The following is a 15,456-nucleotide window of genomic DNA, read 5'->3' as shown; positions in this document are numbered from 1 at the left end:
TTTGTGTACAAACCATAAATAGGCGGGCCCATATCGATTTAAAAGCGCTATGGCTGCATGGCAGCAATGCAAATTGTGCAATGCAACATTAACAAGCCTTCGCGGACCTGACACAAAGAAGCCAGAATCAGAAAGTGCCGTGACGTCAACGGTTTGGCAGCTCCAGCTGAAAAACCGACCAAGCAGCAGGGGGAAGCATGGCGGGCTACGCGACACGGGTCAGGTCGGACATTGCGCGATGGCTTGAGGCCGGGCTGATCGACGCCCCGACGGCCGATGCATTGCGGCGCGACGTCGAGATCAACGCGCGCCAGTCGTTGAGCTTCGGTTCGATCCTGGCGATGATGGCGGCGCTGCTGTTCGGCGCGGCCATCCTGATCTTCGTTGCCGCCAACTGGGAAGCCATCCCGCGGCTGGCGCGCGTTGCCGCGCTCTTTGCCGTCATCCTTGGCGGCTATGTCGGCGGTGCGGTGCTGAAAACCCGCGACCACGCGGCGATCGGCGAGGCGTTGTGGATCGTGGCGGCGGCGGCTTTCGGCGGTTCGATCGCGCTGATCGGCCAGATGTACCATCTGTCGGGCGACGAGGCCTCGGCCTTGATCGCCTGGGGCGCCGGCACCGCATTGGCGGCGGTGGCGCTGCGGTCCAACCCGCTGACCGTCGCCGCGGTCGGCATCGCCGACGCCTGGCTGCTCCTGAAAGGGTTCGACTATTTCAATCGCAGCGAATTTCCGCATCTCTTCCTCGTCATGGCGGCTGTGCTGTTTGCCGTCTCGTTCTGGACCCGCAGCCAGGCGGCGCGGCACCTGATCATCCTGTCGCTGCTCTTCTATCTTGTGCTGGTCGCCGTGGATCACGAGACGCTGCCGGTGGCGATCCCGCTGGTCATCGTATCGGTATTGTTGTTCGTGGCTTCCGTCTTCGCGCCGGAACCGGTCGACCGGATCGTGCAGCTTGGCGGCCGCTTGCCGCTGCATGCTCTGCTTGGCTTCCTCACTGGACTGGCCATCATCCAGTTCGAACTGGCCGGCGAAAGCAGCTACGACAGAGGCTTCGCCATTGCTTCGGTCGTCGCGCTGGCCGGCATTGTTGCCGCCATTGTGCTCGCGGGGCGCGAGAGCCGTGGCCTGCGCTGGCTTGCCTATCTCGGCTTCGCCTTCGAACTCGCCATGATCTATGTCGTGACCTTGCAGTCGATGCTCGACACCGCCGGCTTCTTCCTTGCCGCGGCGGTGCTGCTTGGCATCCTGGCGATCGTCATCATCCGCGTGGAGAAACGCATGAAGGATCCGGCCACCGGAGGAGCCACGGCATGATGTCCGGGAAGAGGCTTGTCATCTCGGCGCTGGTGCTGGCGCTCGTCCAGATCGGCTTCCTGGGTTGGATCATCGCCGGCCGGGCGGCGATCCTGCGCAGCGGCAAGGAAGTGCTGCTGAAGATCGAGCCTGTCGATCCGCGCGACCTGCTGCGCGGCGACTATATCATCCTCGGCTACGACATCTCGCGCATACCGGTGAAGATGATCGCCAACATCCCGGCCGGAAACCTTTCCAGCGACGACACCTCGATCGTCGTCCGTCTGAAGAAGAACGCCGACGGCTACTGGACGCCGAGCGCCGCGTGGTTCGGCGCGGCGCCGACACCGACCGGTGCCGACGAGGCCGATATTCGCGGTCATGTCGCCGGAGGCTGGGATCTTCGCGGCGAGGGACTGACGATCGCGCCGGATTACGGCATCGAACGGTTCTACCTGCCGGAAGGCGAGGGGATGGCAATTCAGAACGACATGCGGGTACGCCCGTTCGGGATCCGTCTTGCACTGGCCAGCGACGGCACCGCCCAGATCAAGGCGCTGGTGGACGGCGACAAGACGCTGTTTCAGGAGCCTCTATATTAAGGTGTGCAGGGGTGGGCTGCCATCCATAGCTTGAACGGGGAGGGCGGTGCGGCCTCGAAGGCTCAAGCCTTGGAAGCTTACGTCTAATCGACCTCAGGGGCGTCCTTTACGGCGCTAGCGTCTCGCCACTGGATTGTGTTGCGTGGTAGGTATATTCTCGACGCTGGCGGTGGCGTTCAGAAAGATGGAAAGCCCATGGCGACCGGGTACTTGGATCACCAGTTGGAGTGTCCTTTTTGCGGCACGATAAGGCTGCGGATTCCTGCCGATGCCGAACCTTCGACGGGCATCCGGTGCGACGACTGCGGTCAGTATCTTGGCACATGGGACGAATTGCAGGATGATTTCCAGCGCCAAGGCGGTAACGATGGCATCTTCCGCCTCGACAAGGGACGTATCAAGAAGCTCGCCTAGGCAGTGTCCTGATTTCCTGCCAGCGCCTGTGCGCTAGTGGACTATCCGATGCCATGCCGGCAGTGGTGCGCGTGAAGGGACTCGAACCCCCAAGCCTTGCGGCGGCAGGACCTAAACCTGCTGTGTCTACCAGTTCCACCACACGCGCCTCGGGCGGGCTGTAGCAGAGCCTCGGCGGCCTTGTCGAGGTCTTGGGAGTGAGGTGGAATACCGCATCGTCCTTTGAATATCGCGGCAGCCGCCAGCCGCGACCTGAGGGTCTGGCAATTCCGTCACGCCCGCACGGTCTGGCGATCCCATTAGCCATCATTCTGTCAATGTCAGGGCCGAAATGATGGTTATTCGCCTAAACGCGAAGATGGTTGAAAATTGGCCTCGCCTGTGACAAAAGGCGTGTCGAATGTGACGGGACGCGACGATCCGCTTCTGCAAAATGTGATAAGAAGTAGGAAAAACAAAGACTTATTCACATTTTGGAACGCAGTTTGGAAGAGTTTGAGCCGTATTTCAGGTCAAATCGCCAGGTTCCGTACCAAAAGCCATTCCCGGCAAGATTATACCGGCAGGCTGTGAACGGCAGAGAGCCGTTTGGCAGCCTCATTGGTGAAAACAAAGGTTTTACGATGCAGGTCACCGAAACACTCAATTCCGGTCTCAAGCGCGAGATCAAGATCACCGTGCCGGCTGGTGACATGGAAGCCAAGCTGATGGCGCGGCTGACGGACGCCAGGAACAAGGTTCGCATCAACGGCTTCCGTCCCGGCAAGGTGCCGGTGCAGCACCTGCGCAAGGTCTATGGCAAGTCGTTCATGGCCGAAGTGGTCAACGAGATCCTCAACGATTCGACCCGGTCGATCATTTCGGGCCGCGGCGAAAAAGCCGCCATGCAGCCCGAAGTCATCATGACCGAGGACGAGAAGGAAGCCGAGAAGATCCTGGCCGGCGGCGCCGACTTCGAATTCCGCCTTAACTACGAGATCATCCCGCCCATCGAGATCAAGGATTTTTCCGACATCAAGGTGACGCGCCAGGTGTTCGACGTCCCTGACGCGGAGATTGACGAGCAGGTCAAGCGCGTCGCCGAATCGGCGCGCAGCTACGAGCCGAAGACCGGCAAGGCGGCCGAAGGCGACCGCGTCACGATCGACTATGTCGGCAAGATCGACGGCGAGGCCTTTGCCGGCGGCGCCGGCACGGATCAGCCGCTGGTGCTTGGCTCCAAGGAATTCATTCCGGGCTTCGAGGATCAGCTCATCGGCGCCAAGGCCGGCGATGAAAAGCAGGTCACCGTGACCTTCCCGGAAAACTACCAGGCGGCGCATCTGGCCGGCAAGGAAGCGACCTTCGACGTCACGGTCAAAGAAGTGTCCAAGCCGGGCGAACTCGAAATCAACGATGAGACCGCCAAGAACCTCGGCCTGGAATCGCTGGAGCGCCTGCGCGATGTGGTGCGTGGCCAGATCGAGAGCCAGTTCGGCTCGATGACGCGCCAGAAGGTCAAGCGCCAACTGCTCGACCAGCTTGACGCGGCCTATTCGTTCGAGGCGCCTTCGAGGCTTGTCGAGGCCGAGTTCAACAACATCTGGGCGCAGGTCAACCGCGATCTGGAAGCGGCCGGCCGCACCTTCGCCGATGAAGAGACGACCGAGGAAGAAGCGCGCGCCGAATATATGCGGCTCGCCGAGCGCCGCGTGCGCCTTGGCCTCGTGCTGGCCGAGATCGGCGAGAAGGCCGGGGTCACCGTGTCGGACGAGGAATTGCAGCGCGGCCTGTTCGAGCAGGTTCGTCGCTTCCCGGCCAACCAGCAGCAGGAAGCCTTCGAGTTCTACCGCAACAATCCCGAGGCGCTGAATGCGCTGCGCGCGCCGATGTTCGAGGAGAAGGTGGTCGATCACCTGCTCGGGCAGATCTCGGTCACCGACGTCAAGGTCAGCAAGGAAGAGCTGATGGCCGACGACGAGGAAGCCGAGATCGCGACCAAGGCGAAGCCGGCGAAGAAGGCCGCGTCGAAGAAGACTGAAGACAAGAAGAGCGATGACGCGGAAGAGCCGAAGAAGAAGGCAGCGCCGAAGAAAAAGGCCGCCAAGGACGCCGAGTAAATCCCGAGTTGATGGAACTGACGAAGGCCGCCCCTCGAGGCGGCCTTTTTCGTTGCGAAACTGCAACAGCCAATCCGTTTCGCGGACGGTGACCATTGTCGATACCAAGCATTGATCACTATCTGCGCTCTTGCTGCAAACCACAGGGTTGTTGGAGGGGCGGTTGAGCCTATTCTTCGAAACGCGACGCGTCGTGGCCTTGGCGATCGTCCTGGCCTTTGCCTGCGATTTCGCCCAGGCCGATGCCGGCACCTGGCGCATCGGCACGGACGATGACGGCCTCGTCACGGCTTCGGTTCATGCCACCAACAAGCTGATCACCGGCGGTGGCGCCCTGAGCTATAGCCCGATCCTGACCATCGCCTGCCGCCCGGAAAGCCAACCGCGCTGGACCGAATGGCTGCAATTGAACGACACCGTCTCGGCCAATCGCAAGATCACCATGTCGGTCACCGTCGACGGCGACAACAAGTTCGACGAGAGCTGGTTGGTCGGCCCGCGCGGCCGCATGCTGGTGCGCGATGGCGCCGACGGGATAAAGCGCCTTACCGCCGCGAACCGGCTCCAGCTTTCGTGGCGCTTCGGGCTGCTGTCGGGGCGGGGCCACGCCGATTTCGATCTGACCGGATTTGATGAAGCGGTCAGCCAGCTCGCCGGCAGCTGCAACACTGCTATGCCTTGATCCGCTGCGGACAACCTAAACCTTTGTAGGTCGACCTCTTCTACCTGCCGGCCAGATTCCGTGGTATACAGAGGCCGCAATTTCATATGGGAGAAGCGGACAATCTGTTCTGCCGTACAAGGCGCATCGCTGACGATGCTGGCTTATACCAGATCGTCTCAGGCGCATTTGACGATCAGGGAGGAAAAAGTCATGCGCTTAGCCGCATTTTTCGCCGTCGTGTTTGTTGCAACCTTCGTCGCTAATCCATCGCAGGCTCAGGATACTGCGGCTGGCGAGAAGGTCTTCGCCAAATGCAAGGCCTGCCACATTGCGGACGAGGACAAGAATAAGATCGGTCCATCGCTGCACGGCGTCATCGGCCGCACTGCCGGTACGCATCCCGGTTTCAAATATTCCGACGCCATGATTGCGGCCGGCAAATCCGGCGTCAAATGGGACGAACCAACACTGACGACCTATCTTCACGATCCCAAGGCCATGGTCAAAGGCACCAAGATGGCGTTTCCCGGCCTCAAGAACGATGCAGACGTGACCAACGTCATCGCCTATTTGAAAACGTTCTCCAAGTGACTTTCTCCTCCGCCATGCGTCTATCCTCTCGTTCGCCGTGATCTCGTCCGAACCCGAAGGGGCCGCGTAAGCAAAAACCGGGTTTCAATTTCGCTCACGCGTGCCTTCGGTTCGGGATCATGGCCTAGGTTTCTTGCTTCCATCGGTCTGAGATGTCGACTAGGGAAAGCCGCCTCAAGGATATCGTCATCCGCCTTCCGGAAGCGACGGCGGGTGATTTCTTCGCGCTTTTAAAACCGCGGGTCATGGCGCTTGCCGTATTCACTGCTTTCGTGGGCCTAATGACGGCGCCTGGCCCGACGAATCCGGTCATCGCGGTGATCGCCATCAGTGCGATTGCGATGGGAGCAGGCGCGGCCGGGGCGCTCAACATGTGGTACGACGCGGACATAGATGCGTTGATGTCTCGCACGTCCAAGCGGCCAGTCCCGTCGGGCCGCGTCGCGCCAGGCGAAGCCCTCGGCTTCGGTCTGGTGCTTTCCGCACTTTCGGTGACGGTGCTCGGCGTGCTGGTGGGGTGGCTTGCCGCATCGCTGCTGGCATTCACCATCTTCTTCTACGTCGTCATCTATACGATCTGGCTGAAACGCTCGACACCGCAGAACATCGTCATAGGTGGCGCGGCAGGCGCTCTTCCTCCGGTGATCGGGTGGGCTGCTGCCACCGGCGCCATCGGCATTGAAAGCATCATTCTGTTCCTGATCATTTTCCTCTGGACACCACCGCATTTCTGGGCGCTAGCCCTGTTCAAGGTCGGAGAGTACGCCGCGGCGGGCATCCCCATGATGCCGAACGTGGCTGGCCAACCCTCGACCAGAAAGCAAATCTTGGCCTATTCGCTGGTTCTGGCGCCAATCGGCGTGCTTCCCTGGGCCTTTGGATTCGCGAGCGGATATTACGGGATTGTCTCGACCGTCTTGGGTGCGGGATTCGTCTGGCGCGCCTGCAAGGTGCTCACCATCCCCGACAAGGAGATGAAGCAAGCAAAGGCGTTGTTTTCTTATTCGATTTTCTACCTGTTCGCGATCTTTGCAACGTTACTTGCCGACACTACTGTAATGCGTACGATCGCATCAGCCGGCCGTTGACGCCGGCGCAAAACATTACGTCGGCAGTGCGCAAAAACCCAGCAGCAGCAGAACAACGACGCCAAGGCCGAGTATGAGAACTGTCCTTCCGTCCATGACCCTTCACCTTCGACTTGAGGAGAATATCGAAGAAAGGCGTCCAGAGCTAGCCAGGCGACCGGGCCTTCTTACCCAACCTTCTTACAAAGCGCGACAAGTCGCTCGCATGAGAGTATATTGATCCTGGTGCAGGTCGCGGTTTGCGTGGCCAGTCATGCAGAACGGCAGCACCGTGAAACCGCGGCCTTACCAGACCTGTCTGGAGGAATGGTCATGGCAAGCTTTCACGTCATAGCAGGCGCCAGCGAGACGCTGGAGCACACCAGAATTCGCAAGATCGGTGTCACCGACCTTTTCGATGCGCTCAGGCGCGGCGTCGACGATTTCATGGTCAAACCGTCGCACATCATTTTTCTCTGCCTGATCTACCCGCTTGCGGGGGTCGTGCTTGCAGTCTGGACATCAGGCAATAACACGCTCCCATTGTTGTTTCCGCTCGTGTCCGGATTTGCGCTAATTGGTCCATTCGCCGCAATCGGCCTCTATGAGATCAGCCGGCGACGGGAAGCCGGGCTAGACGCCTCATGGAGGGCCGCCTTCGAGGTCAGGAATTCTCCGGCGCTGCCAGCCATCGCCGCGGTTGCGATCATGCTGCTTGCAATCTTCATCGCCTGGCTTTTGACTGCGCAGGCGTTTTACCAACACCTGTTCGGCCCCGCCCCACCGCAATCCTTCTCCAGCTTCATCAATGACATATTCGCCACAGGACGCGGCTGGACGCTCATCATCCTGGGGCACGCCATCGGCTTCGTCTTCGCTGCGATCGTGCTGTGCACGACGGTCGTCGCCTTCCCGTTGTTGCTCGAGCGAGATGTCGGCGCCTATGAAGCCATCCACACCTCGGTGCGCGTGGTGCTGGCGAACCCGATCGTGATGGCGGTATGGGGCCTGATTGTCGCCGTCGCCCTGATCATCGGCACGCTGCCAGTATTCGCGGGGTTGGCGGTCGTGCTGCCGATCCTCGGTCACGCTACCTGGCATGTCTACCGCAAGGTCGTGGAACCGCCGCCGACGGCCGGACCGGCGCCTCGATGAACTCCCTGCCGCGCCGGCAAGAGGACCGGTGCGTGCAGGTTGATCAGAGCCCTTTCCCGCTTCAGTAAGCCGGATGGCTGAAGCGGGCCTGGTGGGCGCCCATAGTCAGGTCACAGAAATCCTTGCCGCTGACACGCACCAGCGTCCTGTGATCGCCGCCCTCGAAATAGATATCGGCGGCACTGCCAAGGCTTTCGTCAAGGACTACCGGCACATCGTAGGCCGCGCCGATCGGCGGAATGGCGCCGGTATCGCAATCGTCAAAGAGCGAAACCGCTTCATCTTCGGTGGCGAGTCCAAGACTCTTGTCCATGACCTTCTGCAACGCGCCGAGCTCGATCCTATGTGTGCTGGGGACCACGGCCAGCGCATAACCCAGATCGTGGTGAACGAGCACCGATTTGGCCATTATGCTGCCGGGCACGTGCGCGGCTATAGCGGCCTGCCTGCTTGTGGCCGTGCGATGATGCGCGACAGTGTCGTAGGAAATCCCTTTCCGGTCGATATAGTCCTTCAGTTTGTTTGCGATTGTCATTTTGGGCGTCCCTTGCTGAGTTCGCGACGCAGGTCAAAACGCGGCAATCATTTCGCTTCCGTCGTTTCGGTATGAATAAAGATGGCCCAACCGTCGATTGTTTCAAGGCGAGGGTGGCGGCATCGGACCGCCCGCAGCATCGTCGGAATCCTGATCGGCCATCGACAAGGTCTGAACTCCGATTTGGCGTCAGGGCCCAGCCCCGAAAAACGCCATCCGGGTGAGAAGCGTGTAATCCGCTTCAAAGACCATCATCGCCACGAATACCAACACCAGCACGGGCGGCAGGATGATTGCGTATGTCAGCGCCAGCCGTTCCCAGGCCATGTGCATGAAAATGGCGACGATGAGCCCTGCCTTGAGGATCATGAAGATCAGGATCAGCGACCATCTGAGATAGCCGTGCAGACCGAAATAATCGATCAGATAGGAGCAGGTGCTGAGAATGAACAGCCATGCCCAGACCACCAGATAAAGCTTGATCGGGTGCTCCTGATGAACTTCTGCCGGGGGGGCGCCGGTCGTCGCCGCGTCATGAGTAGCGTACAGCGTGTGTTGCCCGAGGCCGTTTGCGGTTGCTTCAGCCATATCTGCCTCTCACCAAAGATAGAAGAACGCGAAAATGAAGACCCAGACCAGGTCGACGAAATGCCAGTAGAGTCCCATGATCTCGACGTTCTCGTAGCGGCCCCTGCGGCTGGTAAAGAAGCCGGGCCGCCCAAAGTCAAAATCTCCACGCCACACCTTTCGCGCCACGATGATCAGGAAGATCACCCCGATTGTCACATGCGTGCCGTGGAAGCCGGTGATCATGAAAAAGGTTGACCCGAACTGGGCAGCGCCCCAGGGATTGCCCCAGGGCCGCACGCCTTCGGTGATCAGCTTGGTCCATTCGAAGGCTTGCATACCGACAAAGGTCGCACCGAGTGCTGCGGTCAGAAGCATCAGGATTGCCGTTTTGCGGCGGTCGCGGCGATAGCCGAAATTGACCGCCATGGCCATGGTTCCGCTGCTTGAGATCAGCACGAAAGTCATGATGGCAATAAGGATCAGCGGAATATCCGAGCCGCCGATACGAAGCGCAAAGACCTCGCTGGGATTGGGCCACGGCACGCGTGTCGAAATGCGCGCGGTCATATAGGAGAGCAGAAAGCAGCCGAAGATGAAGGTGTCGCTGAGCAGGAAGATCCACATCATGGCCTTGCCCCATGACACGTTCTTGAACGCCCGCTGATCCGAGGACCAGTCGGCGGCGATGCCTTGCCAGCCTGCGGGCCGCGGCTCTGCCTGAGCGATATGCGTGAGTGTCTCTGCCATCCGCCCGTTCCTCCTACGTCAGTAACCCCCGGCAAATATCGATGAAAGTCGCGGCCCAGCCGGCCAGAAGCGCGAAGATGGCAAGCCAGACGAAAAGCAGGAAATGCCAATACATGGCGCACAGCTCGACGCTGAGGCGAAGCCGCGCCGGCCTTGCCCCGTTCCAAGCGCCGACGGTTGTTCTGCCCAGGCCCACCAGTCCGCCCAGTATGTGCAGGCCATGCATTCCGGTAAGCAGGTAGAAGAAACTGTTGGCCGGATTGGAAGCCAGAAAGTAGCCATCGGCAGACAGCTCGCGCCAGGCCATAAACTGTCCAATCAGGAAGGAGAGCGCCGTAAACCCGGCGGTGGCAAGGCCGAGCTTAACCATGTCCATTTGACCCTTACGCGCCGCGAGCGAGGCGCATTGCAGCGCAATGCTGCTGAGGACCAGCATGCCGGTGTTGAACCAGAGCAGCCGCGGCAGCGGCAGCGCCTGCCAGTCCGACAGCGCCATCCGCATGAAGTAGGCGCTGGTGATCAGCGCGAACAGACAGCCGACGACCGCCAGGAAGACGCCGAGGCCGATCTTGGCGGTCGGTAGCGCCGATCCTTCCATACCAACAAAATCCCCGGCCATACCTTGCTCGAGCCATGGCTTGGTCATCAGCCGCTGGTGGGAAAGCCACCATCCGGCAAAACCGGCGATCACGAGCATGAAGACCAGAATGACGCTCATGCCGGCTCCTTGGAGGGACCGAAGGAGCCCGGTACGTTTTGCGGGATAAAGTCCTCCTTGGCGCCCGGTACGCTGTAGTCATAGGCCCAGCGATAGACGATCGGTAGGTCTTTGCCGAAATTGCCATGGGCCGGTGGTGTTTGCGGCGTCTGCCATTCGAGGGTCGTGGCCCGCCACGGGTTGCCGCCGGCCTCGCGGCCATGACGGATGCTCCAGATCAGATTGAACAGGAACACAATCTGGGCAAAGCCGACGATGAACGCCATGATGCTGATGAACGAGTTCAGATGGTGGGCCGATTCTGTCATCACCGTCATATCGGTCAGTTCATTGTAACGCCTGGGCACGCCCATCAGTCCGAGGTAGTGCATGGGAAAGAAAATCAGGTAGGCGCCGAGGAAAGTGACCCAGAAATGGAACCGGCCCAGCGCCTCGTTCAGCATCCGGCCGGTGATCTTCGGATACCAGTGGTAGATCGCACCGAAGATCACGATGATCGGCGCGACCCCCATGACCATATGGAAATGGGCAACGACGAACATCGTGTCCGACAGCGGGACGTCGACCACGACATTGCCAAGGAACAGCCCGGTCAACCCGCCATTGACGAAGGTGACGATGAACGCCAGGGCAAATAGCATCGGTATGGTGAGGTGGATGTCGCCGCGCCACAACGTCAGCACCCAATTGTAGACCTTGATGGCGGTCGGAACCGCGATGATCAACGTCGTGGTGGCGAAGAAGAAACCGAAATAGGGATGCATGCCGCTGACATACATGTGGTGCGCCCAGACGACGAAGCTCAGCGCACCGATGCCGACGATGGCCCAGACCATCATGCGATAGCCAAAGATGTTCTTGCGCGCATGGGTGCTGATCAGGTCCGACACGATGCCGAAGGCCGGAAGGGCCACGATGTAGACCTCGGGATGGCCGAAGAACCAGAACAGATGCTGAAACAGGATCGGGCTGCCGCCATTATGCTGTAATTGCTCGCCCATTTCGACGATCGCCGGCATGAAGAAGCTGGTGCCGAGCGTCCGATCAAGCAGCATCATCACACAGGCGACGAATAGCGCCGGGAAGGCGAGCAGAGCCATGACGGTCGCGGTAAAGATGCCCCAGACAGTCAGCGGCAGACGCATCAGCGTCATGCCGCGCGTGCGGCCCTGCAACACCGTCACGACATAGTTCAGCCCGCCCATGGTGAAGCCGATGATGAACAGGATCAGTGAGACGAGCATCAGGATGATGCCCCAGTCCTGGCCCCCCGGTGTGCCGGTCATGATGGCCTGCGGCGGGTACAGCGTCCAGCCGGCCCCCGTCGGTCCGCCAGGCGCAAAGAAGCTCGACACCAAAACCAGCACGGCAAGCAGGTAGATCCAGTAGCTCAGCATGTTGACATAGGGAAAGACCATGTCGCGAGCCCCCACCATCAATGGGATCAGGTAGTTGCCGAAACCGCCGAGGAAGAGCGCCGTGAGCAGATAGATCACCATGATCATGCCGTGCATGGTGATGAACTGGTAGTAGGCTTCAGGCGTGATGAAGTCGAAGGTGCCGGGAAAGCCGAGTTGCAGCCGCATCAGCCAGGACAGCACCAGGGCGACCAGGCCAATTCCCGTTGCCGTCGCCGAATACTGGATGGCAATGACCTTGGCGTCCTGCGAGAAGACGTATTTCGTCCACCAACTGTGCGGATGATACAGTTCGACTTCCGCGACTTCGGCCGGCGGGATGGCATCAGCAGGGGTAATATCGACCATAGGAACACCTCCGTGTCCTTTTTAGCGGGACCCGACGGTTTCGAGCTTTGCTGCAATCCTCGAACTTGACACCGTCGTTGGACCCGACGCCTGGCTTGCCGAGCCCGTCTGCTGGGGCGCCGACAATTGCGCAAACGTCTGTTGCTGGCCAAGCCACGCCAGGTAATCCTCCTGCGTATCGACCATCACCACACCGTGCATCATCGGATGTCCTTGGCCGCAGAGTTCAGCGCACAGGACCTGGAAGGTTCCGGTTTTCGTTGGGGTGAACCAGAAGTAGGTGACCGAGCCCGGGATCATGTCCATTTTGGCGCGGAATTCCGGCACATAGAAATCATGCAGCACGTCGATCGAGCGAAGCAACATCTTGACCGGCTTGCCAACCGGCAGATGCAGATCGGCCGCTTCGACCACGACATCGTCCTGGCCATTGGAATCGCTGGTGATCACGCCCAACGGATTGTCAGCGGTGACGCCGCGGGTGTCGGACGTGCCGAGCTTGCCGTCCTTGCCGGGCAGGCGGAAACTCCATTGCCATTGCTGGCCGACAACTTCGACCACGGTTGCGTCGCTCGGAACGTTGACGAACCGGTTCCAGACGAACAGGCCGGGAACCAGCAAAGCCGTTACGCCGACCGCGGTGACAACCGTCAGCCAGGATTCGAGCCGCCTGTTCTCCGGTTCATACGCCGCCTGATTGCCTTCCCGATGACGGAAGCGGAAGACGCAATAGGCCATGAACAAAACCACGGCGGCAAAGACGACGCCGGTGATCCAGAAAGTTATGATGATGGTGTTGTCGATATAGTCCCAGTTCGAGGCAATCGGCGTCCACCACCATGGGCTCAGGAGGTGGAACAGCACCGAGCCCACAACTATCAAAACGAGTACAAGCGCGAAGGCCATGTCCCGTTCCTCCCGGCATTCCAGGGGCGCGAAGCCGTCTCCGGAAATGCCAAGTGCATCATAGCTTGATTTGGGGTCGCAATTCTAGAGCCGACTGTCTTGACGGGAAAAATCCCGCCTTGCCTGCGCCAACCCTTCGAGAGGAGCCGTCCATCACACACGGGGACGCGTTCGTCCGGCTGATGCGCCTGCGCCGGATCGTTTGGGCGAAGTCGACGGTGGGGTGTGCCAAGCCACGTCGGCAGGCCGAATTCGATCTTCGCGCCGACGAAGTTTCGTTTGTGCTATTTCAGCAGGCCGACCAGAACGTCGAAGGCGGCGTCGATGTCGGCGCGGACCGCGGCCTTGACCGCTTCCGCGTCCCGGTCGCGCAACGCAGCGAACATCTCCTGATGGTGCGCATTGGCGGTCGAATAGTTTCCGGAATCGTGCAGCATGTTGAAATAAGGACTGATCTGCAGCCACAGGTTCTCGATGATGTTGAGAATGTTCTCGGAGCCGGCCGCCCGGTAGATGGAGAAATGAAAGGCGTAGTTGGCGCGCAGATAGGACTTGACGTCTCCCGCCGCATTGGCCTGTTCGAGCGCGTCCAGATGCTGGCGCAGCCGGGCGATAGCTTGGTCGTCCATACGCTCGGCCGCCCATGCGGCGGCGATCGCTTCGATCTCGAAGCGGACGTTTCTCAGATCGACGAGGCGTGTGCGGCTGAGTGCGGGAATGCCGATCGAGCGGCCTGAAACCACCATCAGCGCGTTGGCGGCGGTCAGCCGCCGCAGGGCCTCCCTGACCGGCATCGGACTGACGCCGAAAGCATCGGCAAGGCTTTGCACCGTTACCATCTCGCCCGGCACGATGCTGCCGTCGAGGATCAATTCGGTGACATGGCGATAGACCCTGTCCTGCAAGGTCTCCTTGGACAGGGGCGCGATCTCGACACCCGGCTTTCTGAACGCCGCTCCAGCCATCTCCCCTCAACCTTCCCGCGCAAGCTGCGCCATAACCCGTATCCGGAATGCAGGCTTCCGGCTGCGGCGTCAAGCACCCCGGCCGTCGCCTTGTCATGAGCATATTTCATCATTGATCTTTGATCAAATGGTGATACGGTTGCGATATCGGATGGCAAGGTCACGTCTCGTGCCCTTGGGAGGCATCCGATCGTTCGGATCGGGAGGAGTTTCATAATGGGTATCGGATTGAAAGCCCGGCGGCTTGCGCTGCTGGCCGGCATGGCTGCCTGTGCTTTTGGCATCTCCGCGGCCGAGGCCGCTGAAAAACACAAGATTTTTCTCAGCATGAGCTTCATCGGCAATGACTGGCAGGCCGAGGCGGCGAACATGGTCAAGGCGATGGCCTCGCACAAGAGCCTGGTCGACAAGGTCGACCTGCAGGTCCAGGTGGCCGGGCCGAATGCGCAGCGCCAGATCCAGCAGATCAACGCCATGGTGCAGGCGGGAGCGGAGGCGATCGTGATCTATCCGATCTCGCCGACGGCGCTTAACCAGGTCGTCAAGAACGCTTGCGAGAAGGGGGTCAAGGTCTTCGCCTACGACGCCGAGATCACCGAGCCCTGCGCTTACAATGTCCATATCGACCAGGAGGAGGCTGGCAGGGTGACAGCCGAATGGCTGGCCAAGAAGCTCAACGGCAAGGGCAACATCATCGCCGTGACCGGCGTTCCCGGCACCTCGGTCGACGAGCTGCGCACGAAAGCCGCCAAGGCGGTGTTCGCCAAATATCCCGACATCAAGATTGTCGGCGAAGCGGTCGGCATGTGGAGCCAGGCGGTGGCACGCACCGAACTCTCCAAGATTCTGGCCACGCGCAGCTGGGACGACATTAATGGGCTGTGGATGCAGGTAGGCTGCTTCACCGCCAATTCGATGCAGCTCGAGGCGGGCAGGAAGGCCAGCCAGCTTCTGCCTTGCGCCGGTGAAGGCTCCAATGGCGGCCGCATCCAGATGCTGCCGGAAGGGACGGAGGTCGAGGGTGCTGCTTCTCCCTATGCACCGCTCGGCGCGCCGCGCATTTCGTATGCCTCGCCGCCTTATTCCGGCGCGCTCGCCTTGAAGCTCGCCATCGAGGCGATCGAGGGCAAGGATGTGCCGAAAGCGACAATCCTGCCGCTGCCGATCGTCACCAACGAGACGAGCAAGCTTTGCAACGAGGGCACCTGGGCCGAAATGAAGGCCGGATGCAACACCTTCAAACCGTCGCTGGTTTCCAACCCCGGCTGGTTCGCGTCGATCTTCTCCGACCAGACGCCCGAGATCGGCCTCAACGCGGCGCTCGTCGGCCAGCCCGAGGAGTAGGCTTCAGCAATCCGTGCG

At 60.4% G+C, this 15,456-nt stretch carries 16 protein-coding genes and 1 tRNA gene; 9 read left to right on the top strand and 8 right to left on the bottom strand.

What is annotated here, in order from left to right:
- Positions 1–197: 197 nt before the first annotated feature.
- The 3 genes from FJ428_RS27685 (at position 198) to FJ428_RS27675 (ending at position 2,311) form a co-directional block, all read left to right on the top strand.
- Positions 198–1,316: a DUF2157 domain-containing protein gene (locus tag FJ428_RS27685; protein WP_140880578.1), complete on the top strand. Its 1,119-nt coding sequence runs from the start codon at positions 198–200 to the stop codon at positions 1,314–1,316.
- A complete protein-coding gene (locus tag FJ428_RS27680) occupies positions 1,313–1,897 on the top strand; it encodes a GDYXXLXY domain-containing protein (RefSeq protein WP_140880577.1) in 585 nt (194 codons plus the stop codon). The genes FJ428_RS27685 and FJ428_RS27680 overlap by 4 nt, the downstream gene beginning before the upstream one ends.
- A gap of 195 nt (positions 1,898–2,092) precedes the next feature.
- The gene (locus FJ428_RS27675) at positions 2,093–2,311 is read left to right on the top strand and encodes a hypothetical protein (protein ID WP_140495784.1); all 219 of its coding nucleotides are present in this window, start codon (positions 2,093–2,095) and stop codon (positions 2,309–2,311) included.
- Positions 2,312–2,374: 63 nt separating this feature from the next.
- On the opposite strand, the gene FJ428_RS27670 is transcribed toward FJ428_RS27675, so the two are convergent.
- Positions 2,375–2,459: transfer RNA gene (locus FJ428_RS27670), tRNA-Leu, on the bottom strand.
- Positions 2,460–2,934: 475 nt separating this feature from the next.
- On the opposite strand from FJ428_RS27670, the gene tig reads away from it, so the two are divergent.
- The 5 genes from tig (at position 2,935) to FJ428_RS27645 (ending at position 7,887) form a co-directional block, all read left to right on the top strand.
- Positions 2,935–4,410 (top strand): trigger factor, encoded by a 1,476-nt coding sequence (gene tig / locus FJ428_RS27665; RefSeq protein ID WP_140633592.1) that lies wholly within the window; start codon positions 2,935–2,937, stop codon positions 4,408–4,410.
- A 163-nt stretch (positions 4,411–4,573) separates the two neighbouring features.
- Complete coding sequence (locus FJ428_RS27660) at positions 4,574–5,092, top strand: hypothetical protein (protein WP_140880576.1); 519 nt, start codon at positions 4,574–4,576, stop codon at positions 5,090–5,092.
- Between the two features lie 192 nt (positions 5,093–5,284).
- Positions 5,285–5,665 carry a cytochrome c family protein gene (locus tag FJ428_RS27655; protein ID WP_140880593.1) on the top strand — a complete coding sequence of 127 codons (381 nt, stop codon included), beginning with the start codon at positions 5,285–5,287 and terminating at the stop codon, positions 5,663–5,665.
- Positions 5,666–5,817: 152 nt separating this feature from the next.
- Complete coding sequence (gene cyoE, locus FJ428_RS27650) at positions 5,818–6,753, top strand: heme o synthase (protein ID WP_140880575.1); 936 nt, start codon at positions 5,818–5,820, stop codon at positions 6,751–6,753.
- Positions 6,754–7,065: 312 nt separating this feature from the next.
- Positions 7,066–7,887, top strand: a complete 822-nt coding sequence (locus FJ428_RS27645) for a DUF2189 domain-containing protein (RefSeq protein ID WP_140517100.1) — start codon at positions 7,066–7,068, stop codon at positions 7,885–7,887.
- A gap of 61 nt (positions 7,888–7,948) precedes the next feature.
- Here FJ428_RS27645 and FJ428_RS27640 read toward each other — a convergent pair whose 3' ends face one another.
- From FJ428_RS27640 to FJ428_RS27610, 7 genes are all read right to left on the bottom strand, one after another.
- Positions 7,949–8,422, bottom strand: a complete 474-nt coding sequence (locus FJ428_RS27640; protein WP_140880574.1) for an aminoacyl-tRNA deacylase — start codon at positions 8,420–8,422, stop codon at positions 7,949–7,951.
- 189 nt (positions 8,423–8,611) lie between these two features.
- Entirely contained in the window at positions 8,612–9,010 is a 399-nt protein-coding gene (locus FJ428_RS27635) for a cytochrome C oxidase subunit IV family protein (RefSeq protein WP_140880573.1), read from the bottom strand.
- A 9-nt stretch (positions 9,011–9,019) separates the two neighbouring features.
- A complete protein-coding gene (locus FJ428_RS27630; RefSeq protein WP_140880572.1) occupies positions 9,020–9,739 on the bottom strand; it encodes a heme-copper oxidase subunit III family protein in 720 nt (239 codons plus the stop codon).
- Between the two features lie 13 nt (positions 9,740–9,752).
- Positions 9,753–10,457 carry a cytochrome c oxidase subunit 3 gene (locus FJ428_RS27625; RefSeq protein ID WP_140495793.1) on the bottom strand — a complete coding sequence of 235 codons (705 nt, stop codon included), beginning with the start codon at positions 10,455–10,457 and terminating at the stop codon, positions 9,753–9,755.
- Positions 10,454–12,223 (bottom strand): cytochrome c oxidase subunit I, encoded by a 1,770-nt coding sequence (gene ctaD, locus FJ428_RS27620; RefSeq protein ID WP_140564087.1) that lies wholly within the window; start codon positions 12,221–12,223, stop codon positions 10,454–10,456. Before ctaD ends, FJ428_RS27625 begins: the two co-directional genes overlap by 4 nt.
- Before the next feature lie 21 nt (positions 12,224–12,244).
- The gene (gene coxB, locus FJ428_RS27615) at positions 12,245–13,129 is read right to left on the bottom strand and encodes a cytochrome c oxidase subunit II (RefSeq protein WP_140495795.1); all 885 of its coding nucleotides are present in this window, start codon (positions 13,127–13,129) and stop codon (positions 12,245–12,247) included.
- Positions 13,130–13,413: 284 nt separating this feature from the next.
- On the bottom strand, positions 13,414–14,094 hold the full coding sequence (locus FJ428_RS27610) for a GntR family transcriptional regulator (protein ID WP_140495796.1): 681 nt from the start codon (positions 14,092–14,094) through the stop codon (positions 13,414–13,416).
- 216 nt (positions 14,095–14,310) lie between these two features.
- On the opposite strand from FJ428_RS27610, the gene FJ428_RS27605 reads away from it, so the two are divergent.
- A complete protein-coding gene (locus FJ428_RS27605) occupies positions 14,311–15,438 on the top strand; it encodes a sugar ABC transporter substrate-binding protein (protein WP_140495797.1) in 1,128 nt (375 codons plus the stop codon).
- Positions 15,439–15,456 lie beyond the last annotated feature (18 nt).

Source organism: Mesorhizobium sp. B2-8-1 (genome assembly GCF_006440955.1).
Taxonomy (GTDB): domain Bacteria; phylum Pseudomonadota; class Alphaproteobacteria; order Rhizobiales; family Rhizobiaceae; genus Mesorhizobium.
Note: the sequence above shows the minus strand (reverse complement) of the source record. Positions and strands in the feature narration are given on the sequence as shown.